The sequence below is a fragment of the Nocardia sp. NPDC056100 genome, assembly GCF_042266325.1.
In the GTDB taxonomy this organism is placed as follows: domain Bacteria; phylum Actinomycetota; class Actinomycetes; order Mycobacteriales; family Mycobacteriaceae; genus Nocardia.
Genome location: NZ_JBHJVY010000003.1, coordinates 753,376 through 776,500, shown reverse-complemented (window position 1 = coordinate 776,500; position 23,125 = coordinate 753,376). Strand labels below are relative to the sequence as shown.

Below are 23,125 nucleotides of genomic sequence, written 5' to 3'. Positions count from 1 at the left end.
GGCGGCGGATTCACGCCGCGCGAACGTGGGTCAACCCCCATTCGCGGGCAAGCAGGCGGTGCGAATTCAGGCGATCCGCGTGATCGTGAGTGACGCTGGTGATCACGAGTTCGTCCGCACCGGTGAGTTGTTGCAGGGCGCGCAGCCGTTCGGCCACCGAACCCGGTGAACCGACGAACTGGGTGGCGACCCGGTCATCGATCAGGCGGCGCTGATGATCCGAGAGCTCCGGAGCGGTGGCGGGATCGAGGTACTCGGCCGCCCCGGCCCCGCTGCGAATGCTGTAGACCCAGTGCCCGTAGCTGGAGGCCAGGTGCCGCGCGGTCGCATCGTCTTCCGCCACCACGACATCCGCCGACACCACCAGGTAGGGGCGCGGGAAGCGTTCGGAGGGACGGAAAGCGGCGCGATACGCCTCCACCGTCTCGATGATGGTGCCCGGTGACACGTGATAGTTCGCCGCGAACGGGAGCCCCAATTCGCCTGCGAGCTGGGCGCTTTCACCGCCGCTGCTGCCGAACAGCCACAGCTGCACATCCGCGCCCTCACCGGGGAACGCACGCAGGTGCACGCCATCGCTGGCCGTATAGGTGCCCGCCAGCAAGTCCCGAATCTGCTGTACCTGTTCGGTATACGGCAGCGGTTGCGCGCCCGGCAGACTGAGCGCCTCCAAACCCGCTGCGATACGGGAGGTGTCGAGCAGCTGCCCCGGATTGAAGGGCGGCGGCAGCACCACACCGTCGCGCACCTCGGTGCGCCGGTCCTGCTTCGGCATCGGCGGCACCCCGGCGGAACGGATCTGTGCGCCACGATGACCGGAGCGGCCCAGACCCAGATCCAGGCGGCCCGGGTACAGCGCGTCGACCGTGCCGAACGCCTCCACCACGGCGGCGGAGGTGTGGTGCCCCAGTTGTACCGCCGCCGTGCCGACCCGAATGGATTCGGTGGCGGCGGCGATGAGGCCGATCAGGGTGGTGGATGCCGAGCTGGCCACATTCACGAAATGGTGTTCGGCGATCCAGAAGCGCCGGTAGCCCCAGCGTTCGGCCTGCCGGGCCAGATCGATGGTGTTGCGCAGCGCCTGCCGGGCGTCCGAGCCCGCACTGATCGGCGAGAGGTCCAGGACCGAGAGCGGAGTGGTCATAGCGCCTGCCCCTTGCGCGGATCCTGTTCGCCCGCCGTGATTTCCACCCGGAGACGGTTCTCCGGCGGGGCGACCGGGCAGGTCGCGTAATCGGTGAAGGCGCAGGGCAGGTTCGCCGTGCGGTTGAAGTCGATGGTGAGGGTGTCGTCGGCGGCCGGGCGCGGCAGATCGAGGCGGCGCGCACCGCCGTAGGTGGTGACGCCGCTGGTGCCGTCGGTGAAGAGCAGGTGCAGGCCGGAGGTCTGGTTGCCGAACACGACCAGCGTGTGTTCGGTCCCGTCCAGCTCGAAAGTGACCGTGCCGGTGGCGACATGGTGGTGTTCCAGGCCCGCCACGACCGCGCCGGTGGTGACCACGCGCGCCACCTCGAAGGGGGTGAACCGGCCGGTGACCACCCAGCGCGGATCGGGCGCGTAGGCCGGGATCGCGGTGAACGCCGCCAGGGACGGTGCGGCCGGATCGTGCACGCGCAGCGCGAATTGCCCACTGCGGCGGATGACTTCGATGAGCCGATCGCCGTGGCGCACTTCGAGGCCGGGCGCGCCTTCACCGGGTGTGAGGACGGTGCTGCCGGACAGCACCGCGCCGTCGCGGGTCAGAGGTGTCGCCACGCCCTCCCCCGCCGGGTCCACGGTGTCGGATTCCGCTGTGACGTAGACGTTTTCGGCATCCGCGCGCCAGCGGCCCGGCAGCCCCGGCACGGTCTCGTCGGCATTGCCGAGCCAGTGCAGTCCGGTGAGGCTGAGCCAGCCCAGGGGCTGCCGCGCCCAGGCATCCCGCTCGGATTGCCAGGTGGCCCACTGCTGTTCGAATTCGGTGACGATGGCGGTCATGACGCGCGTACTCCTTCGGTGCTGCGGTGCGGGTGGCGCAGACCGAGGTGGTCGCGCAGGGTGGGGCCGGTGTACTCGGTGCGGAAGCTGCCGAGTTCCTGGAGTTCGGGGATCACCTTGTCGACGAATTCGTCGAGGCCGGTGGGGGTGAGGTGCGGGACCAGCACGAAACCGTCGGCGGCATCGCTCTGCACGTAGTGATCGATGGCCACCGCGACCTCGCGGGGCGTGCCGACGAACTGCTGACGGGCGGTGGTCTCGATGATCAGATCGCGAATGCTGAGGTGCTCGGCCGCCGCCTTGGCGCGCCAGGCTTCGGCCACCGCGCGCGGATCCTTGGCATGCCGCACCCGGCCGCGGGTGATGTCGGCATTGTCGACCGGATCGATATCGGGCAGCGGGCCCTCGGGATCGTATTCGGACAGGTCACGGCCCCACACCTGCTCCAGGAACGCGATCGCGGTCTGCGGGGTGACCTGTTGGCGGCGAATGCGTTTGGCGTTCGCCGCGGCTTCCTCGGTGGTGTCGCCGAGCACGAATCCGGCGGCGGGCAGGATCTTCAGATCGTCGCGGGCGCGGCCGTATTTGGCCAGGCGATCCTTGACGTCGGTGTAGAAGCGCTGCCCGTCCTCGAGCTCGCCGTGCGCGCTGAAGATGACATCGGCCTTGGCGGCGGCGAATTCGCGACCGTCATCGGAGTCTCCGGCCTGGATCTGCACGGGATAGCCCTGTGGACTGCGCGGCAGCACGTAGTCGCCGTCGATATCGAATTGATCGCTGCTGAAGCGCACCCGGGGTGCGGGCTGGGCGAAGACGCCGCGCTCGCGATCCACCACGAGGGCGTCGGCGGGCCAGCTGTCCCAGAGCGCACGGGTCGCCTCGATCACCTCGTTGGCGCGGGTGTACCGCTTGGCGTGCTCCAGATAGCCGCCGCGCCGGAAGTTCTCGCCGGTGAAGGCGTCCGAGGAGGTGACCGCGTTCCAGGCCGCGCGACCGCCGGACAGATGATCCAGCGATGCGAATTGCCGTGCCAGTTCGAAGGGTTCGTTATAGGTGGTGTTGATGGTGCCCGCGAGCCCGAGATGCGTGGTGACCGCCGCGAGCGCGTTGAGCACCGTGAAGGTGTCCGGCCGTCCCACCACGTCCAGATCGTGGATGCGGCCGCGCTGTTCCCGCAGGCGCAGGCCCTCGGCCAGGAAGAAGAAGTCGAACAGGCCGCGTTCGGCGGTGCGCGCCAGGTGTACGAAGGAGTCGAAATCGATCTGACTGCCCGACTTCGGGTCGGTCCACACCGTGTTGTGGTTGACGCCCGGGAAGTGGGCGGCGAGGTGGATCTGCTTACGTATCCGCTGTTCCGGCATGGCTCTCCTCAGGCGTTCAGGTAGCGATTGACGGGGCGCGGCAGCCCGAGGCGATCCCGCAGCGTCGGCGTGCCGGAATCGGCCGGGATACCGGCGGTCAGCTCGGCGAGGTACGGCAGCGCGGCGGGCAGGGCCAGCGGGCGCAGTACGACGCCGTCCGCGTGGCAGTCGGTGTCGATCCGGTCCAGCAGATCCTTCAGTTCCGCGGCGGAGCCGATGTGGAAGAGGGTGCCGGGCGCGGGGGTGGCGATCCAGTCCTCCAACTGCGATACCTCCACGGCGGCGTCATCGGCGTTCACGGCGAGGTGGATATCGATATCCAGCAGTATTCGCACCTGATTCGGATCGCGACCGGCGGCGGCCACCGCCGTGCGGAGTTCGGTGCGCAGCGCGGCGGCCGCGTCCAGATCCTGGGCGGTGACGCGAATCAGGTCGGCGCGGTGCACCGCGAGCCGGGCACTGTGCGAATCGGCGGCGCGCACGGTGACCGGCGGCTGTCCCTGCGGCGGGCGCGGGGTGATGGAGGGCCCCTTCACCGAGAAGTTGTCGCCGACGAAATCGATGTAGTGCAGCCGATCGCGGTCGATGAAACGCCCGGTCGCGATATCCCGGATCTCGGCATCGTCCTGCCACGAATCCCACAGGTGGGCAACCACTTCGATGGCCTCATCGGCCTCGAACCAGCGCGAGTGCGCATCCTGTTCGGGCTTGCGGCCGAACAGTTTCGCCTCGCCGTCCGCCGATACGGTGACCTCCCAGCCCGCACGCCCGTAGGACGCGAAGTCCAGGCTCGCAATGGCTTTGGACAGATGGAAGGGTTCGGTATGGGTGACCGGGGCCTGTGGAATCAGGCCGATCCGCTGTGTCGCGGCGGCCGCGCGGGCCGCGATGGCGACCGCGTCCAGGCGGCCGGTCGCACCCGCGGCTTGGAGCGCGAACGAGTCCGGCAGGAACGCCAGATCGAAGCCCGCGTGCTCGGCGGCGCGCAATGCGTCCACCCAGTAGCCGCCGGTGAACAGCTCCTCGGCGCGTGAGTCCGCGCGTCGCCAGGAGGCGGGGTGCGCGCCGGTGCCGGACAGTTCCAGGCCCAGCAGCAGCGGTGCGGATTGCGGCATCACGCTGTCCTTTCGAGAGGGGTGAGCAGGGCGGGAGGGGCATCGGCCGCCCCGGCGCGGGGCACGGCGGCGAGCAGCTCCCGGGTGTACTCGTGCACGGGATTGTCGAATAGCGCCGCGGTCGTGGCGGTTTCGACGATTACGCCCTGCCGCATCACCGCGACGCGATCGGCGAGGCGGCGCACCACCGCGAGATCGTGCGAGATGAACAGGTAGGCGAGATTCAGTTCGGCCTGGAGGTGTTCGAGCAGATCGAGAATCTGCGCCTGCACCGAGACGTCCAGGGCCGATACGGGTTCGTCCAGCACCAGCAGGTCCGGGCGCAGCGCCAGGGCACGGGCAATGGCGACGCGCTGCCGCTGTCCGCCGGAGAGTTCGGCGGGGCGGCGATCGAGGTAGGTGGCGGGCAGCGCCACCTGATCCAGGAGTTCGGCGACGGTGTCGCGCCGGGACCTGCGATCACCGATCCCGAACGCCTGCAACGGTTCCGCGATGATTCGCGCGATGCTGAGCTTAGGGTTCAGCGAAACGTAGGGATTCTGATAGACCACCTGGACGCGGCGGCGGAACTCGCGCAGTTTCGCCCCGCGCAGCCCGCCGACTTCCCGGCCGTCGAAGGTGACGACGCCCGCGTCCGCCTGTTCCAGCCGCGCCGCGATGCGCGCGGTGGTCGACTTCCCGGACCCGGATTCGCCTACGACCGCGAGGGTTTCACCGCGTGCCACCTCGAACGATACGTCCGAGACCGCCGTGAGCGAGACGCCGTGCCCGATCGAGAAGACCTTGCGCAGCCCGTTCACCGACAGCAGCGGTGTGCGGTCCGCGAGCTCCGGGCGCGGCGGGAGTTCGGTATCGAGGCTGGGTGCGGCGGCGATCAACCGCCGGGTGTACTCGTGCTGCGGATTGCCGAGAACCTCTGCGGTATCGCCGGTTTCGACCACGCGCCCGTGCTGCATGACCACGATGCGATCGGAGCGTTCGGCGGCGACCGCCAGATCGTGCGTGATGAGCAGTACCGAACTACCGGATTCGGCGGTGCGGCTGGCCAAATGGTCCAGGATCCGGCGCTGCACGGTCACATCGAGCGCGCTGGTCGGCTCATCGGCGATGACGAGTTCGGGCGCGCAGGCCAGTGCGATGCCGATCAGCACGCGCTGACGCTGTCCGCCGGACAGGTCCTGGGGATACTGGCGCGCCCGCGTTTCGGGCCGGTCCAGTCCGGCCTCGGTGAGAATCCGCACCGCCTCGATATGCGCGGTGCGGCGGTCGGCGCGGCCGTGAATGCGCAGCACCTCGGCCACCTGATCGCCGATGCGCAGCACCGGGTTCAGCGCGGTGCCCGGATCCTGCGGCACCAGGCCGATGCGCGCGCCTCGAATCGCTTGCAGGGCATGCTTATTCGCCTGATCCAGGCGCTGTCCGTCGAAGTCGACGGAACCGCCGGTGATCACGCCGCCGTTCAGCAGTCCGATCACCGCGTGCGCGAGGGTCGACTTACCGGAACCGGATTCGCCCACCAGCGCGACCGTCTCCCCGGCGCGCACCTCGAGCGAGACGCCGTCCACCGCGACGGTGGTCCCGGTGCTCCCTCGGTACACCACCTTCAGATCGCTGATGCTCAGCAGTGCGTCGCTCATCGGGCGTTGTCCTTGTGCAGGGCGCGGGCAATGCGCTGGGTGGCGAGCACCAGGGCGATGATCACCAGGCCGGGCAGGGTGGTCAGCCACCAGGCGGTGGCCAGGAAGTTCCGGCCCTCGGAGACCAGCGAGCCCCATTCCGGGGTGGGCGGCACCGCGCCGTACCCGAGGAAGCTGAGCGAGGCCACGAACAGCACCGCCATCCCGAAGTCGATCACCGCGAGCGCGGCCACCGGCCCGTAGGCATTGCGCAGCACATGCCGGAACAGCACCACCGGCCAGCGCACGCCGGCGGCGAACGCGGCCTCCACGTACGGTGCGCGGCGCACCCGCAGCACCTCACCGCGCATCACCCGGGCGAACCGGGCGATGAGCGAAATACCCACGGCCAGTGCCACATTGCGGGTGCCCATACCGAGCACGGTGATCAGCGCCAGCGAGACCAGCAGATCCGGAATCGACAGCAGCACATCGGTGACGCGCATGATCACGCTGTCGACCGCACCGCCCGCGGTACCCGCCACCAGGCCCACGAGGGAGCCGATGACCAGGCCGAGCACCACCGCGAAAACGGTGGCGCTGAGCGAGAGTCCCGCACCGTGCACCATGCGCGTGTAGAGATCGCGGCCGAGGTTATCGGTGCCGAACCAGTGCTCGGCGCTCGGACCGCGCAGCTTCTGCGCCGGAATCCCGTGCAGCGGATCGCCACTGGCGAATACACCGGGAACCGCTGCCCAGCCGAGCACCAGCAGCAGGATCACACCGGCCACGACCAGGCCGTAGTTCCGGCGCAACCAGGTGAGCGCCTGACGTGCCGAAACACCTTGGACCGCTTGGATTCCGGTGCGGCGGCCCGTCTCGGGCGCGGCGCTGGGCGCGCCCAGCGTGAGGGCCTCAGACATCGTTGACCTCATCGCCGGTGAACCAGTAGGCCATGCCCGGATCGAGCATCGCGTGAGTCAGGGTGATCACCCGCAGTCGCGGCGGGCGCGCGGGTTCGGCTGCCGCGCTGTGACTCCCAGCGACCTCGGTATCCGGCCGCGTCCTGGTGAGCAGGGACAGGCCGCCGAGGGCGACGGTCAGGACCGCCAGCAGGTAGAAGATCTCAGGCATGCGCGGACTCCTTACGCGAACTGCGCTGTGCCACCCGGGGATCGAGCAGCGGATAGGCGAGGTCGATGAGCAGGTTGACCGTCACGAACACCAGCGAGGCGAACACGACGATGCCCTGCACCACCGGAATGTCCTGGTACAGCACCGATTGCTGGGTGAGGCGGCCGATTCCGGGCCGGGAGAACACCGTCTCGGTGACCACCGATCCGGCCAGTACGGTGCCGACCCACAGGCCCGCCACGGTCAGCGCGGGCGCGACGGCCGGGCGCAGCACATGCCGCAGCTGCACCCACCAGCGCGATGCGCCCTTGGCGAAGGCGACCTCCACGAACGGCTGCCGCCAGGTGGTGACCAGGCTGGAGTACAGCACCTGCGCGATGACCGCGCCCACCGGCAGCGCCAGCGTGATCGCGGGCAGGATGGTCGCCGCGAATCCGGTGCCGCCGAACGCGGGCACCAGTTTGAACCGGAACGAGAACAGTTGCAGCAGTAGCAATCCCACCCAGAACTGCGGCATGGACGCGCCCAGAGGCGGCAGCGCGGTGAGCAGGATCCGCAATCGCGGCCGCTCGGTGTACGCCGCCGCGACGGCCAGCCCGGTACCGCCGAGCACCGCGAACACCATGGCGAGCGCGGCCAGCGCCAGCGTCGAGGGCAATGCGTCGGCGAGCGCGCCGGTGACCGATTGGCCGGTACTGATCGAATACCCCAGATCCCCGTGCACCGCATGCGAGATGGCATGCCAGTACTGCACCCAGATCGGTTGATCCAGGCCGTATCTGGCACGCATCTCGGCGATGGCGGCGGCATCGGTGGGCAGACCCTCGGCCGCGTTCGCGGCCATGTCCACCGGGTCCGAGGGCAGCAGGTAGAGCACCACGAAGGACAGCGAGAAGGCCGCCCACAGTACGAGCACCGCCTGCAGAATCCGTCCGATCACGTACCGGCGCATGGCGATTACCGTCGCAGTCCGGCGTCGTGGAACTGCAGGCGTGCCGAGGCGTCGAACTTGATGTCCGCGACGTTCTTGCCGACGCCGATCGCCTGGGACAGCTCGATGGTGGGGATCCACAGGCCGTCGTCGAGCACCGCGTTCTGCGCCTCGCCCAGCAGGCGGGTGCGCACGGCGTTGTCGGTGGCCGCGAGCTGCTGATCCAGCAGCGTATCCAGCTTGTCGGTCTCGCTGCGGGCGTTGAGGTTTCGGCCGTTCACCGCGAACTGGCGCAGGATATCGCCGTCGGCCCGGCTGACGTTGTAGTAGACGACGTCGTAATCCTTGTTGTTCTGCCGGGTGGTGCTCTCGGCGACCGATACCGGCTCCAGCCGCAGATCGATGCCGACACCGCGCACCTGCTGCTGGGTCAGCTCCAGAATCGCCTGGTTACCGGCGAATACGGCGGAGAACAGCACGCCGAAGGACAGTCGCTGACCGTCCTTGACCCGAATGCCGTCGGCCCCGGGCACCCAGCCCGCGTCGTCGAGAATCTTCTTCGCAGCGGCCTGATCGAACTTCACCCGGGACGACAGATCCAGATAGCCGGGGGTCGCCGAGGCCAGCACGCTGGTCGCGTACTTGAACTGCGGACCCAGCACGGTGTCCACCAGTTCCTTGCGATTGATGGCGGTCAGCAGCGCGTTGCGCACCGCCGGATCGCGCAGCGCACCGCGAGTCAGGTTGGGCTGCAAGCCGAATGGCACACCCGGATTGGCGGTGTACTGCACCTTGCCGCCCGCGCCCTCGATCTGCGGGGCGTCCTGCGGCAGCGCGTCACTGACCGCGTCGAGCTGCCCGGAGGACAGGCTGCCGGTGCGGACGCCGGATTCGGGCACGACGGTGAAGACGATCTTGTCCAGCAGCGCCTCACCCTGGGTCGCGAAAAGCGCGGAGCCCCAGCGATATCCATTGCGCTTGGCCAGCGTGGCGGAACTGTTCTGCTTCCAGTCCGCGTAGGTGAACGGGCCACTGCCGATATTGCCGCCGAGGCAGCGGTCATCGGCCGACTTGGCGAGGGTGGCCTCGGACTGGATGCCGAGCTGTGTGGTCGAGGACGCCTGCAGGAACTGGGCATTCGGCGCGTTGAAGTCCACCCGCACGGTGCGCGGGTCCACCGCCGTGCTGCCGGTGTACCCGGCCAGGAAGCTGGCGGCCTGCGGGGCCTTCACCCCACCCAGCGCGACGATCGAATCGAAGTTCTTGCGCACGGTATCCGCGGTGAGCGGGGTGCCGTCGCTGAAGGTGACGCCCTCCTTCAGATGGAAGGTGAAGCTGCGCGCGTCCTGGCTCACGAACCAGCTGTCCGCCAGCCACGGCCGGATCTGACCGGTGGCCGGATCCTGATCGGTGAGCGAATCCACGATCTGCCGGGTCACGTACAGCGTCTGATTGGTCGCCGACTGTGCGGGATCCGAGCAGGTCGGGGCCGTCGAGAGACCGTAGCGCAGGGTGCCGCCCGGCTGCGCCGGACCGGACGCGGCCGCACCGTCGTCGCCGCCGCACGCCGCCAGGGATAGCGCGGCGGCCAGGACACCGGCGAGCGCGACCGGACGCCGCAGGCGAGCCGCGGCCGATCGGCTCGGCGAGGCCACGGCGGGCTCGGTGTGCACGGCTGGGGATGAATTCACTGTGGATCTCCGGAGGGGTAGCGATCGGCGCCGAGCGGACGGCTCGGAATGCGGTGGCGCAGTTCGGGCGCCACCTCCGCCTGGAACAGTTCGAGACTTTCTCGGTGCTGCTTCTCGGTGCGGCCATCCGCGTCGGCGCTCAGGTGCAGCACCTCGTGACCGAGTTGCTCGTGGTAGCGGTGCAGTTTGTCCAGCACCTGCGCGGGTGAGCCGAGCAGGGCCGAGGAGCGCGCGGCGAAATCCTCGACGGTCTCGAACACGATGGGCACGTTGAACTTCGCGGCCGCGGCCTTACGGGCCTCGAAGATCGGGCGGTAGAGATCCAGTGCCTCCTGCGAATCCCGGGTGACCAGGAAACCGGCCGTGCCCGCGCCCACCAGCGCCTCCGCCGGATCGTGCCCGTAGGCCGCCCAGCGTTCGCGGTAGTGCCGGACCAGCGCCGCATACGGTTCGATCGGATAGGTGACATTCGCCGAGAACAGCGGATCACCGTGCAGCGCAGCGTAATCCGCAGATTCCTCGCTGGTGGCGCTGCCGTGCCAGATGCGCAGGCGCGGTTGCAGCGGGCGCGGCAGCGCCTTCGCCTCGGTCAGCGACGGGCGGAACTTACCGCTCCAGGTGACGCTGTCACTGGCCCACAGCTGCCGGAACAGTTCGTAGCCTTCGCGATTGCGCTCCCACTGATCCTCGGTGGTGACGTGGAACAGCTGCGCCTGCGCCGCGCCATTGCCCTTGCCGATGATCAGTTCCAGGCGGCCGTCCGAGAGATTGTCCAGGGTCGAATAGTCCTCGAAGGCGCGCACCGGATCCAGCAGGCTGAGCGTGGTGACACCGGTGAACAGCGCGATCCGATTCGTGACGGCGGCGATATGGCTGAGCACCACCGGCGGCGCGGCCGAGATGAACGGATCCTCGTGCCGCTCCCCCACCGCGAAACCGTCATAGCCGAGATCCTCGGCCAGGCGCGCGCTGTCGATCACCCGCCGCAACCGCTGCCGGGGAGACTCCTGGATGCCGGTGACCGGGTCCGGAGTGTGCGTGATCAGGGTCAGGAGAAGGAATTTCACGTGCTCAGCCCTTCTTCTTCGGCAGGCCGGGCGGGTTGATCCGGGAGGCCGTCACGGTCTCGTTCTTCAGACCCCAGCGGTCGATCACCTTCTGGTAGAGGCCGTGATCGATGGCGTACTGGATGGCCTCGTGGATCGGCACGATCAGGCCGTTGTCCTTCTTGACGAGCACGCCGATCTCGGCCTGCAGGGCATCGCCCGCACCGGAGAGGGTGCCGATCACCTTGGTCTGACCGGCGGTGACGGCGTGGTACTGCGCCGACGGGTTCGGACCCAGGTAGCCGTCCAGGCGGCCCGAGGACAGGCCCAGGTAGTAGTCGGTGATCTGCTGGAAGTAGGCGATATCGATCTTGGGCAGGCCCTCGGCGATATTCGCCTCGTTCCACTGCACCAGGATCTGCTCCTGATTGGTGCCGGAGCCGACGCCGATCCGCTTGCCCGCCACCGACTTTCGATCGGTGAAGGTCCAGGCCGCGTCCTTGGGAACCTCCAGCGCGAGATTGTCCAGGCGGTAGGTGGCGAAGTCGAACTTCTCCTTGCGCTCCTCGGTGACGGTCACATTGGAGATGAAGGCGTCCACCTCACCGGAATCCACCTTGACCGAGTTCTGCGCCCAATCCGCCGTGCGCAGATCGACTTTCAAGCCGAGGATGTCGGCGAAGAGATTGGCGAAATCCACTTCGGAGCCGACCGTGGTGCGATCGTCATTGGCCAGGAAGCGCAGCGGCGGCGCGGACGCCGCCGAACCGGTCACGATCAGCGTGCCGCGATCCCGGATCGCCTTGGGCACCTGCGCGGCAATGGAATCCACCTTGTCCGCGTGCACGCGGCCGGACTGCTGCGGGGTCAGATCGTAGGTCAGGCCGTTCACGGTGCGGGTGCTGTCCGCGCCGCCGTCGCCGTTACCGCACGCGCCGACGAACAGGCCCAGGATCGCGACCGCGAGCGCGGTGCTTATCCGTCTGCGACGACTCGACAAAGACATGACAATCCTTCACTGAAAGGCAATGCGTCAGAGCGCATGCGAGAGAAAAGCTTTGGTGCGCTCGTGCGCGGGCTCGTCGAAGACCTGGGCGGGCGGGCCCTGCTCGACTATTCGCCCGGCGTCCAGCAGTACGACGGTGTCGGCCACCTCGCGGGCGAAACCCAGTTCGTGCGTGACGATCACCAGCGTGGAACCCGACCGCGCCAGATCCCGGATGACATCGAGCACCTCGCCGACCAGCTGCGGATCCAGCGCCGAGGTGGGCTCGTCGAAGAGCAGCACCTGCGGGCGCAGCGCCAGCGCACGGGCGATGGCCACCCGCTGCTGCTGACCACCGGACAGGCGGCGCGGATACTCATCGGCCTTGTCCGCCAGGCCGACTCGCTCCAGCCACCGCAGCGCCTCGGAGCGAGCCTCGGCCTTGGGCCGCCGTTGCGCGCCGATCAGCGCGAAGGCCACATTGTCCCGAACCGTCTTGTGCGGGAAGAGATTGAAGTTCTGGAAGACGAAACCGATACGCGAACGCTGCCGCAGGATCTCGCGCTCGGGCAGTTCGTGCAGCCGATTACCCTTGCGGCGGTAGCCGACCAGCTCACCGCCCACCCGGACGGTTCCGGCATCCACCTTCTCCAGGTGATTGATGGTGCGCAGCAGGGTCGACTTCCCGGAGCCGGACGCACCGAGGATCACGGTCACCTCACCCGCGCGCACCGCCAGATCCACCCCGCCGAGCACCTCGAGATCGCCGAAAGACTTTCGGATGCCGCGCAATTCGACGGCGTACTCGCTCATCGCTCGCTCCCCTTCGCGAAGTGGCGTTCGATGTAGTACTGCGCGACGTTCAGGATCGAGGTGAGCACGATGTACCAGACCGTCGCCACCATGAGCAGCGGCACCACCCGGCCATTGCGGCCGAAGATCACCTGCACCTGGTAGAACAGCTCCGCGATCGCCATCGTCGAGACGATCGAGGTGCCCTTGAACAGGCTGATCACCTCATTGGCCGCATTGGGCAGAATCCCGCGCATGGCCTGCGGCGCGATCACCCCGAAGAACTGCCTGCGCCAGGGCAATCCGAGCGATCTGGCCGCCTCCCACTGGCCCTGATCCACCGAAATGATGCCGGCGCGAATGATTTCCGCCGAATACGCGGCCTGATGCAATGCCAAACCGATGACGGCGGCGGTGAATCCGCTGATCACGCCATTCACATCGAAGGTGTAGAACGCCGGTCCGAACGGCACGCCCAGCGACAGCGTCTTGTACAGGTACGCGATATTGAACCAGAACAGCAATTGCACGATCAGCGGAATGGACCGGAACAACCAGATGTAGGCCCACGAAATGGCTTGCAGCACCGGATTTTTCGACAGCCGCCCGATCGCGAGCCAGACGCCGATGAAGAAGCCGAGCAGGGTGCCCCAGAACGTCAGCTCGATGGTCACCTTCAGTGCCGAGAGCACCGAGGCGGCCGTGATGTACTGCGCGAACGTGGACCAGTCCCAGCCCGGATTCACGGCCAGGCCGTGCGCGAACTGCGCGACCAGCAGCAGCGCGATGCCGCCGACGACCCAGCGCCAGGGATGGCGGGTGGGTGCGACGGTCAGCGCGCCGTCGTCATGATGTGCGTCCTCCTCCCGGGAATCGGGCGGCGCGGCAAGGGTACTCATGTGGATCTGTCCTCCATCGGTCCCGGCGGTAGCACCCGCACCCGATTCGGGGGGTTGCTGCGACTTCTACGAGCCAGGTCTCTCGGTCGCTCTGGATGGTGAGGATGACGTTACGAGCCGGTGCGGCGACTGTCTCCGGTCCGGATCAACGTGAATTCAATGGCGCGGCAGTATCTCTCGGCGGCTCCGCCGCACGCCGTCCCGGCCGGTCAGCTGGCGGCCTCGGTCAGTCCCGGCGGCGCGCCGTCGTGCAGCGAACGGAATCCGCTGCGGTGGAACACCAGCGGCTCGGTATCGGGATGCGCGGTCAGCCGGTGCACCCGCAAGAGCACCACCGCGTGATCGCCCGCCGGAACCTGTTCGTGCACAGAGGCTTCCAGCCAGGCGCTGGCGCCCGCGATGAACGCGGCATTGCCGTGCCCGCTGCGCAGCTCCACATCCCGGAACCGGTCACCGCTGCGCGAACTCAGACTGCGCGCCGCGGCCTGCTGCTCGGTGCCGAGCAGGCTCAGCCCCAGCAGCGACGCCTTCTCCAGCCGCGGCCAGGTCTCCGAGGAGTACTGCACGCACAGCGATACCAGCGGCGGATCCAGCGATACCGGCACGAAGGTGCTCACCACCATGCCGTGCGGCACCCCGCCGATCCGCGCGCAGACCGCCACCACTCCACTGGGGAAGTGCGCGAAGGTCTTTCGCAGATCCGCCCCATCCACCGTCGTGAGTGCGGCCGCATCGCCGCGAATCGAGGTCAGCTCACCCATCACCCCAGTGCACCACCGCGGGCGCACTCCGGACAGCATTGGATTCACGGAGATCGCAAGGAAATACGACGAACCCGCTCGGTCGTTCGACCGAGCGGGTTCGTCCATCCTCGCGGTGCCATCCATTCCGACCGGGACCATCGGCGGAACGGATGCGTCCGGACTACTTGGCGGGCTGCACCGAGGGCTGGTTGATGGTGGTGAAGTACTGCGCGGCAGCCAGAATCGCGACCGGGGCGGTCACGAACAGCTGGCCCGCCAGGGTGCCGAGGAACCCGATGACGCTCATGCCGACGATGCAGCCGAACACCGCGCCGCCCAGGGCGCCGAACATGGCAGTCAGCGCACCGGTCACGGTGGCCAGGGTGGCGCCGCCGATGAGGCAGCCGACGGCCGCGCCGCCGATGCCACCGACCAGGGTGCCGATGGTGGCGCCCATCGCGACGGTGTCCTTCAGGCGGTTCCAGGCCGCCTGCTCACGGTCGTAGTCGGTCTTCCACGGAGCCTGGTTCTCATAGGGCAGCGCGACCGGCTGGTAGACAGCCTTGTCGACCTCGAACTCCGGGGTCAGGGTCGCGGTGCGATCCTTGATCTCGGCCGCGATCGGGAAGACGAAATCGTCCACCCGGAAACTCAGTTCCGAACCCGCGACCGTGGCGCCATTGGCGGCCTTGATCTTGAACACACCGTCCTCGACCACCAGCGAACCCGCATCGGTGTGAATGACCGTATTCGTCTGGGAATTGGTGGCCGTGAAATTGATTGCGGCCGAATCCGATTCAGGAGCGGCATTGACCGTGCCCGCGGACACGCCCAGAGCTGCCGTCACCAAAACGGCGACAGCAGCGAATTTACTCATCTTCATGTACTGCTTCCCTCATCTCTCGTGCAGTGCGTCGGCAAGCATCGAGCAAGACAGGGCCGGGCGGGAGTCTTGCAACCCTGATGATTCGAAGTATTGACAGCAACGGCCCCCGCTCGAATTGTGTGAGCGGGGGCCGTGCCGCGGAACTGTGAAACCGTGGAAACTACTTCGCCGGCGCCTGCAGCGACGGCTGGTTGATGGTGGTGAAGTAGTTGAACGCGGCGATGATCGCGACCGGAGCGGTAACGAGCAGCTGGCCCGCCAGGGTGCCCAGGAAGCCGATGACGCTCATACCGGCGATGCAGCCGACGATGCCCGCGGGCAGCGCGCCGAACATGGCCGAGAGCGCACCACCGAGGGTCGCGCCCGCCACGCCGCCGATGACGCAGCCGACGGCCGCGCCGCCGATGCCACCGACCAGGGTGGCGATGGTGGCGCCCATGGAGATGGTGTCCGTCATACGCTTCCAGGCGGCCTGCTCACGGTCGTAGTCCGACTTGAACGGGGCCTGATTCTCGTAGGGCAGGTTGACCGGCTTGTAAACAGCCTTGTCCGCCACGAACTCCGGGGTCAGGGTCGCGGTGTGATCCTTGATCTCCGCGGCGATCGGGAAGACGTAGTCGTCGACCCGGAAGTTGAGCTCGGTGCCGGCGACGGTGGTGCCGTTGGCGGCCTTGATCTTGAAGACACCGTCCTCGACGACCATCGAACCGGAGTCGGTGCGAATGACCGTATTGGTCTCGCTATTGGTGGAGGTGTAGTTGATGACGCCCGCATCAGCGGCTTCGGGAGCCGCACCGGCGGTGCCCGCACTGACGCCCAGGGCAGCGATCAGCAGCGCCGCGGTTGCGGCGAATTTCTTCGAAAGCATGTGTTCGTTTTCCTCATCAGGCGATCCGCAGGGGGAACCAAGAGATCGAATCGTTGATACGAGAACACAACATGACTCGAGGGTGCCCGGAACATGAACATGTCCCGGGCACCCTCGAAATCCGCCCCGAAAACTACTTCGGCGCCACGAAAGGCTGATTGATCGTGGTGAAGTACTGCGCCGCCGCGAGAATCGCGACCGGTGCGGTAATGAAGAGCTGCCCGAGCAGGGTGCCCAGGAAGCCGATCGCCGCCACACCCGCGATGCAGCCGACGATTCCGGCCGGGAGCGCACCGAACATGGCGGTCAGCGCACCGGTCAGGGTGGCGCTCACCGCACCGCCGATGACGCAGCCGATGGCCGCGCCCGCGATACCGCCGACCGCGGTGCCGATGGTGGCGCCGGCACTGATGGTGCTGGTCAACCGGCTCCAGGCGGCCTGCTCACGGTCGTACTCGGTCTTCCACGGCGCCTGATTCTCATAGGGCAGCGCGACCGGCTTGTACACCGCGTGCGCCTCGTCGAACTGCGGGGTCAGGGTCGCGGTGCGATCCTTGATCTCCGCGGCGATCGGGAAGACGAAATCATCCACCCGGAACGACAATTCGGTGCCCGCGACGGTGACGCCATTGGCGGCCTTGATCTTGAACACACCGTCCTCAACCGCCAGGGAACCGGCGTCGGTCGAAATGAGGGTGTTCTTCTCGGTATTGGTGGCGGTGTAGTTGATGGCACCGGCATCGGCTCCCGCGGGAGCCGCTCCGGCAGTTCCGGCACCGATGCCGAAGGCAGCGATCAACAGCGCCGCGGTCGCGGCGAATTTCTTGGAGCGCATGTTTTCTTTTTCCTCATCAGGTGGTTCGCAGGGGAACCCAAAGATCGAAACCTTGACACGAGAACGCGAGATAGCTCGGCGATGCCGCCGACATGAATAGTTCCGCGATCCCTCGGCAATAGCCGTACGGAATTACTCGGCGGGTGCGGCGACGTGTTGATCGATGGTCGTCAATACCTCGAACACACCAACTGGGGCGGCTTCGAGCTGCTCTGACGCCGGTATCGCGACCACCTCGATCCCGGCGTACGTCCTCATCTTCATCTGTACTGCTTCCCTCACCACTGGCTGAACGAGCTGATGGCGGCAAGCATTAAGCAAATTGCCAGGTTCCTGGAGGTTAAAAACCAGCTTGATTCGATAGAGGGGGCAACCCCATCACTTCACTTTGGCGGCCGCTTTGGCCTGTTTCTTGAATTCCCGTACCTGCGATAGGGATTCGGCATCGGTCACATCGGCGACCGAACGGCGGGAATCCTGCTCGCCGTAGGCGCCCGCGGCCTCGCGCCAGCCCTTGCCGGTGAAGCCCTTCTGTTTGCCCAAGAGCGCCAGGAAGATTCGGGCCTTCTGATCGCCGAAGCCCGGAAGGGCCTTGAGGCGCTTCAGGACTTCCTTGCCGTCCGGATCTCCGGCCGTCCACAGGCCGGAGGTGTCGCCGTCATAGTTCTCGACTATGAAATGCGCCAGCTCCTGCACGCGGCGGGCCATGGAGCGGCCGTAGCGGTGAATGGCGGGCGGGGTGGCGGCCAACTCCTCGAATTCGGCGGGATCGGCGGTGGCGATTTTATTGATGTCGAAGCCGCCCATCCGATCGGCGATCTTCTGCGGGCCGCGGAACGCATGCTCCATCGGGAACTGCTGATCCAGGGTCATACCCACCAAAAGCGCGAAATCGTCCGCCGAGAGCAGGGCGTCGGCGGCGGGTTCTTGAGCGATACACACAGCGCGGCTCACCATGGCTCGATCATCCCACCCGGTCCGCGTTGCGGTGACGCGGGTCACGAGTAGGGTCGGCCCCATGCCCGACACCATGGCTAATTCTTCAGTGGGAACCGTGCCGCACGACGGCCTCGGATCCGGCTCGAAACCGGATCGGTTCGATCGCGACGGCCAGGATCAACTGGTCGATGTCCAGGATTTGCAGGCCGCGCTGCCCGGCGTGCGCCGACTGCGGAACTGGGCGCAGGACGCATTGGCGGTACAGCCCGGCGAAAGCGCCGTCGATATCGGCTCCGGCACCGGATCCGAAGTATTCACCTTCGCCGACCGGGTCGGCCCGACCGGATCCGCGCTCGGCGTCGAACCCGATCCGCGACTGCTGGCCGAGGCCGAACGGCGCGTGCGCCAGTCCGGATCCACCGCCAAATTCGTCTCCGGCGACGCCTACGGGCTGCCGTTCGGCAGTGAGACCTTCGATGTCGCCCTGTGCGAGCGGGTCTTCCAGCATCTGACCTCGCCCGCCCGCGCGGCCGGGGAGATCGCCCGGGTGCTCAAGCCCGGCGGGCGCGTGGTCGTGATGGACAGCGACTGGGGCACGGCGGTCGTGCACCCGGGCGATCGCGCCGTCGTGCACGAGGTGATCGAAACCATGATCGCCGGAACCACCAATCCGTTCGCGGGGCGGCGGCTCGCCGGACAGCTCACCGCGGCCGGACTGGTCGTCGACGATATCGGTTCGCACGCACTGATTCAGGACGGCGGCATCGGCGCGGGCGCGCTGGTGGCGCGGATCGCGGATATGTCCGTGGCGCGCGGCTCCATCACCGAACAGCAGCGCGATCAGCTCATCGCCGATCTGGAGGCCGGCGCCGCGAGCGGTGACATCCACCTGTCGGTGACCATCTTCGCGGTGCTGGCACACAAGCCCGCATAGGAAACATTCGGCAAAAGCAAAGGCGCGCACCGGATTCCGATGCGCGCCTTTCTCATTGCGAATTATTCGCCGCTGAGGCTCAGGATCTTCTCGGTGGCCGCGAGCAGCACGCAGGTGGCCAGGCCGTCCATCGCCTTCTCCAGCTCACCCAGCGACGGGAAGCTGGGGGCGATGCGAATGTTCTTGTCCTCCACGTCTTTTCCATACGGGTAGGACGAACCCGCCGGGGTCAGCGCGATACCCGCGTCCTTGGCCAGCGCCACCACCCGGGTCGCGGTGCCCTCCAGCACATCCAGGCTGATGAAGTAGCCGCCCTTGGGCTCGGTCCAGGACGCGATCTTCGACGCGCCGAGGCGATCCTCCAGAATGCGCAGCACCAGTTTGAACTTGGGCTCCAGGATGGCGCGATGCTTCTGCATATGCGTGCGCACACCCTCGGCGTCACCGAAGAAACGCAGGTGACGCAGCTGATTCACCTTGTCCGGGCCGATGCTCTTCTTACCGGCGTGCTTCAGATACCAGTCCAGATTCGCGGTCGAGGAACCGAAGAAGCTCACGCCCGAACCCGCGAAGGTGATCTTCGAGGTGGAGGCGAAGACGTAGGGGCGGTTCGGATTTCCGGCCGCGGCCGCCAGACCCAGCACATCCAGCACCGGATCCGCGGCATCGGTGAGCGGGTGCACCGCGTACGCGTTGTCCCAGAACAGGCGGAAGTCCGGCGCGGCCGTCGGCATCGAAACCAGTTCGCGGGTAATGGCTTCGGAGAAGGTGACACCGGTCGGGTTGGAGTAGTTCGGGACCGCCCACAGACCCTTGATGCTCGCGTCGGTGGCCACCAGTTCGGCGATGGCGTGCACATCCGGGCCGTCATGATCCATCGGAATCGGGATCATCTGCACACCGAGCGATTCGGTGATGGCGAAGTGCCGGTCGTAACCCGGTGCGGGACACAGGAACTTGATGACCGGCTCGTCCACCCAGCGCCGGACCGAATCGGCGTTGCCGTGCAGCATCGAGAACACGATCACGTCGTGCATGAGCTCCAGGCTGGCATTGTTCCCGGCCAGCAGATTCGACACCGGAATGCCGAGCAGTTCGCCGAAGATGGCGCGCAGCTCCGGAAGCCCGTGCAGGCCACCGTAATTGCGCACATCGGTGCCGTTGCCGTCGCGGTAGTCGTCATTGCCCGGCAGCGAGAGCAGATCCAGCGACAGGTCGAGCTGCTCGGGCGCGGGCTTACCGCGGGTAATGTCCAGCGTCAGCTTTTCGGTCTTGAGCTTCGCGTAGTTCGCGGTCTGCGTCTCGTGTTCGGATACGAGTTCCGCATGGCTCATCAAACCGATCTGCGTCTGCCGAGGCATCAGTGCAGCCTTTCCAGGGGCTAGGGGCAATGTGTGCGGGCCGCGCGCGTGCGCGAACCCAACTGGTCACGTTACTTGGTAGCACCGGCCGGTGGGGAGCTATATACGTCCCCGCACACCCCGAAAATTAAAGGGGACCCAGCGCACCCGGCAGAGCCCGTTGACCCTTGCTGCCTTCCGGCCCTGGGGGAGTTCACAGGATGCGCGCCGCGCTGGATCCGTCGGCCAGTGTAGCGGCTCGAGAACACCCGCGCCGCCGGGGGTCGTTACGATCCTTTGCGACAGCGCGGGGTGACCCCCGCTCGGTACCGGAGGGGAACCAGTAGTGACGAGCTCAGGAGCGGGTGGGCCGCAGGATCCGGCCAATCATCAGGAGACCGCGCAGTGGTGGGCCACCCCGCCCACCGGGACCGATGCGGGGCAGCCGGTCACCGGCGCGGATCCGACCATGCTCAACTACGGCACCGCCGGAAACCAGTACGCCCCACCGCCGCAACAGTTTCCGCCGAACTATCAGTCCGCGCCCGCGCAGCAGGCGGTGCCGAACTATCAGGCCGCGCCCGGATACCAGGCCGCGCCGCCGGTCGGCGGGTACGGCCAGCCGCAGTACCAGCCGGGGCCGCCGCCCATGAACACCATCTACAACAACCAGCCGCCGTCCGGCGGCGGCGGCGGTAAGACCGGCTGGATCATCGGCGGTGTGCTCGGACTCGTGGTGCTGGTCGGCATCGGTATCGCGGCGGTCGCGCTCACCCAGAAGGACAAGCCGCTCACCACGCTCGGCAATGACAAGAAGGCCATGGACGGCAACTACTCCATGGACAAGGTCGGCAACGCGTGCAGCCTGATCGACCCGACCGTGCTGACCAAATGGTCCACCACCTCCAAGGGCAGTCCGACGCATTCGGAGACCAAGCCCACCGATTACAGCGGCGGCCGCCTGAACTGCACCGCCGGCTACTCCGGGCAGTCCAGCACCAGCAAGTACCACACCAATGAGGCGGACATCACCCTCGATGTCACCTTCCTCAGCGCGTACGGCAAACCCGATTACGACTCCTGGAAGTCGTACGACACCGGCACCACCGGCAGCGGCCGCTCCTCCGGCGATGTCACCGGCCTGGGGTCGCAGGCGTACTGGCACGCCGAAACCCGCGACTACTCCTCCTTCACCGTCCTGGACTACACCGTGGCCGCTCAGGACAGCAATGTCTCGGTCAAGGTGAAGATCAGCGTCGACCGCGGCAGCGGCGAAACCATCACCAAGGACGATGTGGCCCAGGTCGCCAAGGACCAGGTCCAGAAGGCCCTGACCGGCCTCCGCAAAAACTGACCACCCCTGGCGAATGCTCCCCCGAACCTCGCGATTTGCTTTCGACAGGGGTGCAACCGGTATATTGCTCCACGGAGGATTCGCCTAGTGGCCTATGGCGCTCGCCTGGAACGCGGGTTGGGTTAACGCCCTCAGGGGTTCAAATCCCCTATCCTCCGCTCACGAGGCCCCCACCGAACCAGTTTCGGTGGGGGCCTTCGTCATTCCCGCAGGGTCGCGACGACCTCCGCCAAGGCCGCGCTCAACAGGGTGGCATAGGCGTCGAGGTCGGGGATGACGGCCGGGTCGGCGTGCAGGGAAATCGTGACGGTGTCGCCGAGGCCGTGAATGCCGTGCGTGAGACGCATCACCGAGCCGACGGCCGGGAAACCCGCGGTGAAACGGACCCCGCCGGCGGCGAAGGACAGGTCGGCGGGACCGCGGTAAACGCTGGAGATGACGGTGTGGCCCGAAACCGTTTGGGGTAGAACGTCTATCGGGTAGGCCATGATGTCTCGGTGCAGGATGGGGGCCGGAATGGCCTCGGTGGCGCGGGATCTGGCTTCCTGTAGCGGATGTTCGGCGCGGTGGCGGCGCTGGGCCAGATCGGCGGCGATGCGGGCGGCGCGGTGCGAGATATCCGGCTCCCGGATGAACAGGTCGACCGTCAGGTCGCGGTAGCTGTTGCGGGGACCCGAGTCGGTGGCAACCGCCATCGGGATTTGGGCCAGGAGGGTATCGGTGGGTTCGGCGCGGGAGTCCAGGTAGCGCTGTAGGGCCAGGGAGATCGCGGTCGCGGCGATCACGGTGACGGTGTGGCCGGGAACCTTCAGGTCCGCGGCAGGGTGCACGAGCATGCGGGCGGTGTGGGCCGCGGGGGCGGATCCGGTGCCGTTCAGTGGGTTCGGCGGGGCGGTGGGGGCCGGGGGTGGGAGCGCACCGGCGGAGGTCAGTTCGGCTAGGCGTTGTTCGGCGCGGTAGGCGGCGAAACCTCGGAATACCGTGCGCGCCATGGCTATCGGGAAGTTCGGGACGGCCGAGGCGGTTGCCGACCATTCCGGCGGAATCACCCTGGACAACGAATTCCACAGGGAGCCATTGACTTTCGGAGTGTCCGCGATCGAATCGGTGAACAGGGCGCGGGCCAGGGTGGCGGCGCGGCGGCCGTCGGCGAGAGCGTGCGAGAGCTGGAGTACAGCGATCAGGGCCGGTTCTCCGGCGGCGAAACCCGGAGCGCCGGTGACGTTCCGGAACAGATGCAGACGCCAGGGGCGGTGTGCGACATCCAGGACGGTGCCGAGCAGGCCGCCGAGCGCGGTACCGAATTCGGGCCACTCACACGCGGGCGGTTCGTGCTCGAGCACCTGGTCGTCGATGAATTCGCAAGTCGCCCAAATGGGATACGCAATGTTTGCAGGAGGGTCCAGCACGCGCACCAGCAAATCCGGAATGCGAGTGACCCGATTCGCGATGGACCGCCGGAGAACGGCGGTCGGCGCACCCGTCTCCGCGAATGCGTAGAGCAGGAACAAGTCGTTGGGGGTGCGGGTGGAAAGCCAGTACATGGTGGCGTCCCGGGGCGTCAGGGCGGTACCGGCCAGGTTCACTCGATGAGCCTAGCGAAAGGCCATACGGGGCACGGACTCTGGGTGCTACCGTTTGTAGTAGAAGCCTTACCATTCTCTTCGGGGGCGGGTGAC

Annotated in this window: 23 protein-coding genes, 1 tRNA gene, 1 other RNA gene and 1 riboswitch; of the genes, 3 read left to right on the top strand and 22 right to left on the bottom strand. The window is 67.2% G+C overall.

What is annotated here, in order from left to right:
- Positions 1–10 precede the first annotated feature (10 nt).
- From ACFC0O_RS25740 to ACFC0O_RS25650, 19 genes are all read right to left on the bottom strand, one after another.
- Positions 11–1,144 (bottom strand): LLM class flavin-dependent oxidoreductase, encoded by a 1,134-nt coding sequence (locus ACFC0O_RS25740; RefSeq protein ID WP_375962013.1) that lies wholly within the window; start codon positions 1,142–1,144, stop codon positions 11–13.
- On the bottom strand, positions 1,141–1,977 hold the full coding sequence (locus ACFC0O_RS25735; protein ID WP_375962010.1) for a DUF1684 domain-containing protein: 837 nt from the start codon (positions 1,975–1,977) through the stop codon (positions 1,141–1,143). The genes ACFC0O_RS25740 and ACFC0O_RS25735 overlap by 4 nt, the downstream gene beginning before the upstream one ends.
- Positions 1,974–3,338: an NtaA/DmoA family FMN-dependent monooxygenase gene (locus ACFC0O_RS25730; protein WP_375962008.1), complete on the bottom strand. Its 1,365-nt coding sequence runs from the start codon at positions 3,336–3,338 to the stop codon at positions 1,974–1,976. Before ACFC0O_RS25730 ends, ACFC0O_RS25735 begins: the two co-directional genes overlap by 4 nt.
- 8 nt (positions 3,339–3,346) lie before the next feature.
- Positions 3,347–4,453 carry an LLM class flavin-dependent oxidoreductase gene (locus ACFC0O_RS25725; RefSeq protein ID WP_375962005.1) on the bottom strand — a complete coding sequence of 369 codons (1,107 nt, stop codon included), beginning with the start codon at positions 4,451–4,453 and terminating at the stop codon, positions 3,347–3,349.
- Complete coding sequence (locus ACFC0O_RS25720; protein ID WP_375962002.1) at positions 4,453–6,090, bottom strand: dipeptide ABC transporter ATP-binding protein; 1,638 nt, start codon at positions 6,088–6,090, stop codon at positions 4,453–4,455. Before ACFC0O_RS25720 ends, ACFC0O_RS25725 begins: the two co-directional genes overlap by 1 nt.
- On the bottom strand, positions 6,087–7,004 hold the full coding sequence (locus ACFC0O_RS25715; protein WP_375962000.1) for an ABC transporter permease: 918 nt from the start codon (positions 7,002–7,004) through the stop codon (positions 6,087–6,089). Before ACFC0O_RS25715 ends, ACFC0O_RS25720 begins: the two co-directional genes overlap by 4 nt.
- Entirely contained in the window at positions 6,985–7,203 is a 219-nt protein-coding gene (locus ACFC0O_RS25710; protein ID WP_364637308.1) for a hypothetical protein, read from the bottom strand. Before ACFC0O_RS25710 ends, ACFC0O_RS25715 begins: the two co-directional genes overlap by 20 nt.
- Positions 7,196–8,155 carry an ABC transporter permease gene (locus ACFC0O_RS25705; RefSeq protein WP_375961997.1) on the bottom strand — a complete coding sequence of 320 codons (960 nt, stop codon included), beginning with the start codon at positions 8,153–8,155 and terminating at the stop codon, positions 7,196–7,198. Before ACFC0O_RS25705 ends, ACFC0O_RS25710 begins: the two co-directional genes overlap by 8 nt.
- Before the next feature lie 5 nt (positions 8,156–8,160).
- Entirely contained in the window at positions 8,161–9,789 is a 1,629-nt protein-coding gene (locus ACFC0O_RS25700) for an ABC transporter substrate-binding protein (protein ID WP_375963824.1), read from the bottom strand.
- 32 nt (positions 9,790–9,821) lie between these two features.
- Positions 9,822–10,892 (bottom strand): LLM class flavin-dependent oxidoreductase, encoded by a 1,071-nt coding sequence (locus tag ACFC0O_RS25695; RefSeq protein WP_375961994.1) that lies wholly within the window; start codon positions 10,890–10,892, stop codon positions 9,822–9,824.
- A 4-nt stretch (positions 10,893–10,896) separates the two neighbouring features.
- Positions 10,897–11,877 carry a transporter substrate-binding domain-containing protein gene (locus ACFC0O_RS25690; RefSeq protein ID WP_375961991.1) on the bottom strand — a complete coding sequence of 327 codons (981 nt, stop codon included), beginning with the start codon at positions 11,875–11,877 and terminating at the stop codon, positions 10,897–10,899.
- Positions 11,878–11,904: 27 nt separating this feature from the next.
- Positions 11,905–12,669, bottom strand: coding sequence for an amino acid ABC transporter ATP-binding protein (locus ACFC0O_RS25685; protein ID WP_375961988.1), 765 nt, complete (start codon positions 12,667–12,669; stop codon positions 11,905–11,907).
- Entirely contained in the window at positions 12,666–13,547 is an 882-nt protein-coding gene (locus ACFC0O_RS25680) for an amino acid ABC transporter permease (protein WP_375961986.1), read from the bottom strand. The genes ACFC0O_RS25685 and ACFC0O_RS25680 overlap by 4 nt, the downstream gene beginning before the upstream one ends.
- A 10-nt stretch (positions 13,548–13,557) precedes the next feature.
- A riboswitch (SAM riboswitch) is annotated at positions 13,558–13,649 on the bottom strand.
- A 107-nt stretch (positions 13,650–13,756) separates the two neighbouring features.
- On the bottom strand, positions 13,757–14,308 hold the full coding sequence (locus ACFC0O_RS25675) for a flavin reductase family protein (protein WP_364637296.1): 552 nt from the start codon (positions 14,306–14,308) through the stop codon (positions 13,757–13,759).
- A gap of 163 nt (positions 14,309–14,471) precedes the next feature.
- Positions 14,472–15,173 carry a hypothetical protein gene (locus ACFC0O_RS25670; RefSeq protein ID WP_375961983.1) on the bottom strand — a complete coding sequence of 234 codons (702 nt, stop codon included), beginning with the start codon at positions 15,171–15,173 and terminating at the stop codon, positions 14,472–14,474.
- Positions 15,174–15,336: 163 nt separating this feature from the next.
- A complete protein-coding gene (locus ACFC0O_RS25665) occupies positions 15,337–16,044 on the bottom strand; it encodes a hypothetical protein (protein WP_375961980.1) in 708 nt (235 codons plus the stop codon).
- A 133-nt stretch (positions 16,045–16,177) separates the two neighbouring features.
- Complete coding sequence (locus tag ACFC0O_RS25660) at positions 16,178–16,879, bottom strand: hypothetical protein (protein ID WP_375961978.1); 702 nt, start codon at positions 16,877–16,879, stop codon at positions 16,178–16,180.
- A gap of 132 nt (positions 16,880–17,011) precedes the next feature.
- A complete protein-coding gene (locus ACFC0O_RS25655; RefSeq protein ID WP_375961975.1) occupies positions 17,012–17,143 on the bottom strand; it encodes a hypothetical protein in 132 nt (43 codons plus the stop codon).
- 114 nt (positions 17,144–17,257) lie between these two features.
- Complete coding sequence (locus ACFC0O_RS25650) at positions 17,258–17,836, bottom strand: HhH-GPD-type base excision DNA repair protein (protein WP_375961972.1); 579 nt, start codon at positions 17,834–17,836, stop codon at positions 17,258–17,260.
- A 73-nt stretch (positions 17,837–17,909) separates the two neighbouring features.
- On the opposite strand from ACFC0O_RS25650, the gene ACFC0O_RS25645 reads away from it, so the two are divergent.
- Complete coding sequence (locus ACFC0O_RS25645; protein ID WP_375963822.1) at positions 17,910–18,752, top strand: methyltransferase domain-containing protein; 843 nt, start codon at positions 17,910–17,912, stop codon at positions 18,750–18,752.
- A 62-nt stretch (positions 18,753–18,814) separates the two neighbouring features.
- Here the strand turns inward: ACFC0O_RS25645 and ACFC0O_RS25640 are convergent, their stop codons facing one another.
- Both ACFC0O_RS25640 and ffs read right to left on the bottom strand, forming a co-directional pair.
- Positions 18,815–20,113, bottom strand: a complete 1,299-nt coding sequence (locus tag ACFC0O_RS25640) for an aminotransferase class I/II-fold pyridoxal phosphate-dependent enzyme (RefSeq protein WP_364637284.1) — start codon at positions 20,111–20,113, stop codon at positions 18,815–18,817.
- 128 nt (positions 20,114–20,241) lie between these two features.
- Positions 20,242–20,336: signal recognition particle sRNA small type (gene ffs, locus ACFC0O_RS25635), an RNA gene on the bottom strand.
- Positions 20,337–20,438: 102 nt separating this feature from the next.
- On the opposite strand from ffs, the gene ACFC0O_RS25630 reads away from it, so the two are divergent.
- Complete coding sequence (locus ACFC0O_RS25630; RefSeq protein ID WP_375961969.1) at positions 20,439–21,446, top strand: hypothetical protein; 1,008 nt, start codon at positions 20,439–20,441, stop codon at positions 21,444–21,446.
- A 73-nt stretch (positions 21,447–21,519) separates the two neighbouring features.
- Positions 21,520–21,604: transfer RNA gene (locus ACFC0O_RS25625), tRNA-Ser, on the top strand.
- A 42-nt stretch (positions 21,605–21,646) separates the two neighbouring features.
- On the opposite strand, the gene ACFC0O_RS25620 is transcribed toward ACFC0O_RS25625, so the two are convergent.
- Positions 21,647–23,032 carry a wax ester/triacylglycerol synthase domain-containing protein gene (locus ACFC0O_RS25620; protein WP_375961967.1) on the bottom strand — a complete coding sequence of 462 codons (1,386 nt, stop codon included), beginning with the start codon at positions 23,030–23,032 and terminating at the stop codon, positions 21,647–21,649.
- Positions 23,033–23,125 lie beyond the last annotated feature (93 nt).

Excerpts from the sequence above, each read along its gene's own strand:
- ACFC0O_RS25740 (WP_375962013.1), bottom strand. The coding sequence starts at position 1,144 with ATGACCACTCCGCTCTCGGTCCTGGACCTCTCGCCGATCAGTGCGGGC.
- ACFC0O_RS25735 (WP_375962010.1), bottom strand. The coding sequence starts at position 1,977 with ATGACCGCCATCGTCACCGAATTCGAACAGCAGTGGGCCACCTGGCAA.
- ACFC0O_RS25730 (WP_375962008.1), bottom strand. The coding sequence starts at position 3,338 with ATGCCGGAACAGCGGATACGTAAGCAGATCCACCTCGCCGCCCACTTC.
- ACFC0O_RS25725 (WP_375962005.1), bottom strand. The coding sequence starts at position 4,453 with ATGCCGCAATCCGCACCGCTGCTGCTGGGCCTGGAACTGTCCGGCACC.
- ACFC0O_RS25720 (WP_375962002.1), bottom strand. The coding sequence starts at position 6,090 with ATGAGCGACGCACTGCTGAGCATCAGCGATCTGAAGGTGGTGTACCGA.
- ACFC0O_RS25715 (WP_375962000.1), bottom strand. The coding sequence starts at position 7,004 with ATGAGGTCAACGATGTCTGAGGCCCTCACGCTGGGCGCGCCCAGCGCC.
- ACFC0O_RS25710 (WP_364637308.1), bottom strand. The coding sequence starts at position 7,203 with ATGCCTGAGATCTTCTACCTGCTGGCGGTCCTGACCGTCGCCCTCGGC.
- ACFC0O_RS25705 (WP_375961997.1), bottom strand. The coding sequence starts at position 8,155 with ATGCGCCGGTACGTGATCGGACGGATTCTGCAGGCGGTGCTCGTACTG.
- ACFC0O_RS25690 (WP_375961991.1), bottom strand. The coding sequence starts at position 11,877 with ATGTCTTTGTCGAGTCGTCGCAGACGGATAAGCACCGCGCTCGCGGTC.
- ACFC0O_RS25685 (WP_375961988.1), bottom strand. The coding sequence starts at position 12,669 with ATGAGCGAGTACGCCGTCGAATTGCGCGGCATCCGAAAGTCTTTCGGC.
- ACFC0O_RS25680 (WP_375961986.1), bottom strand. The coding sequence starts at position 13,547 with ATGAGTACCCTTGCCGCGCCGCCCGATTCCCGGGAGGAGGACGCACAT.
- ACFC0O_RS25675 (WP_364637296.1), bottom strand. The coding sequence starts at position 14,308 with ATGGGTGAGCTGACCTCGATTCGCGGCGATGCGGCCGCACTCACGACG.
- ACFC0O_RS25670 (WP_375961983.1), bottom strand. The coding sequence starts at position 15,173 with ATGAAGATGAGTAAATTCGCTGCTGTCGCCGTTTTGGTGACGGCAGCT.
- ACFC0O_RS25665 (WP_375961980.1), bottom strand. The coding sequence starts at position 16,044 with ATGCTTTCGAAGAAATTCGCCGCAACCGCGGCGCTGCTGATCGCTGCC.
- ACFC0O_RS25660 (WP_375961978.1), bottom strand. The coding sequence starts at position 16,879 with ATGCGCTCCAAGAAATTCGCCGCGACCGCGGCGCTGTTGATCGCTGCC.
- ACFC0O_RS25655 (WP_375961975.1), bottom strand. The coding sequence starts at position 17,143 with ATGAAGATGAGGACGTACGCCGGGATCGAGGTGGTCGCGATACCGGCG.
- ACFC0O_RS25650 (WP_375961972.1), bottom strand. The coding sequence starts at position 17,836 with ATGGTGAGCCGCGCTGTGTGTATCGCTCAAGAACCCGCCGCCGACGCC.
- ACFC0O_RS25645 (WP_375963822.1), top strand. The coding sequence starts at position 17,910 with ATGGCTAATTCTTCAGTGGGAACCGTGCCGCACGACGGCCTCGGATCC.
- ACFC0O_RS25640 (WP_364637284.1), bottom strand. The coding sequence starts at position 20,113 with ATGCCTCGGCAGACGCAGATCGGTTTGATGAGCCATGCGGAACTCGTA.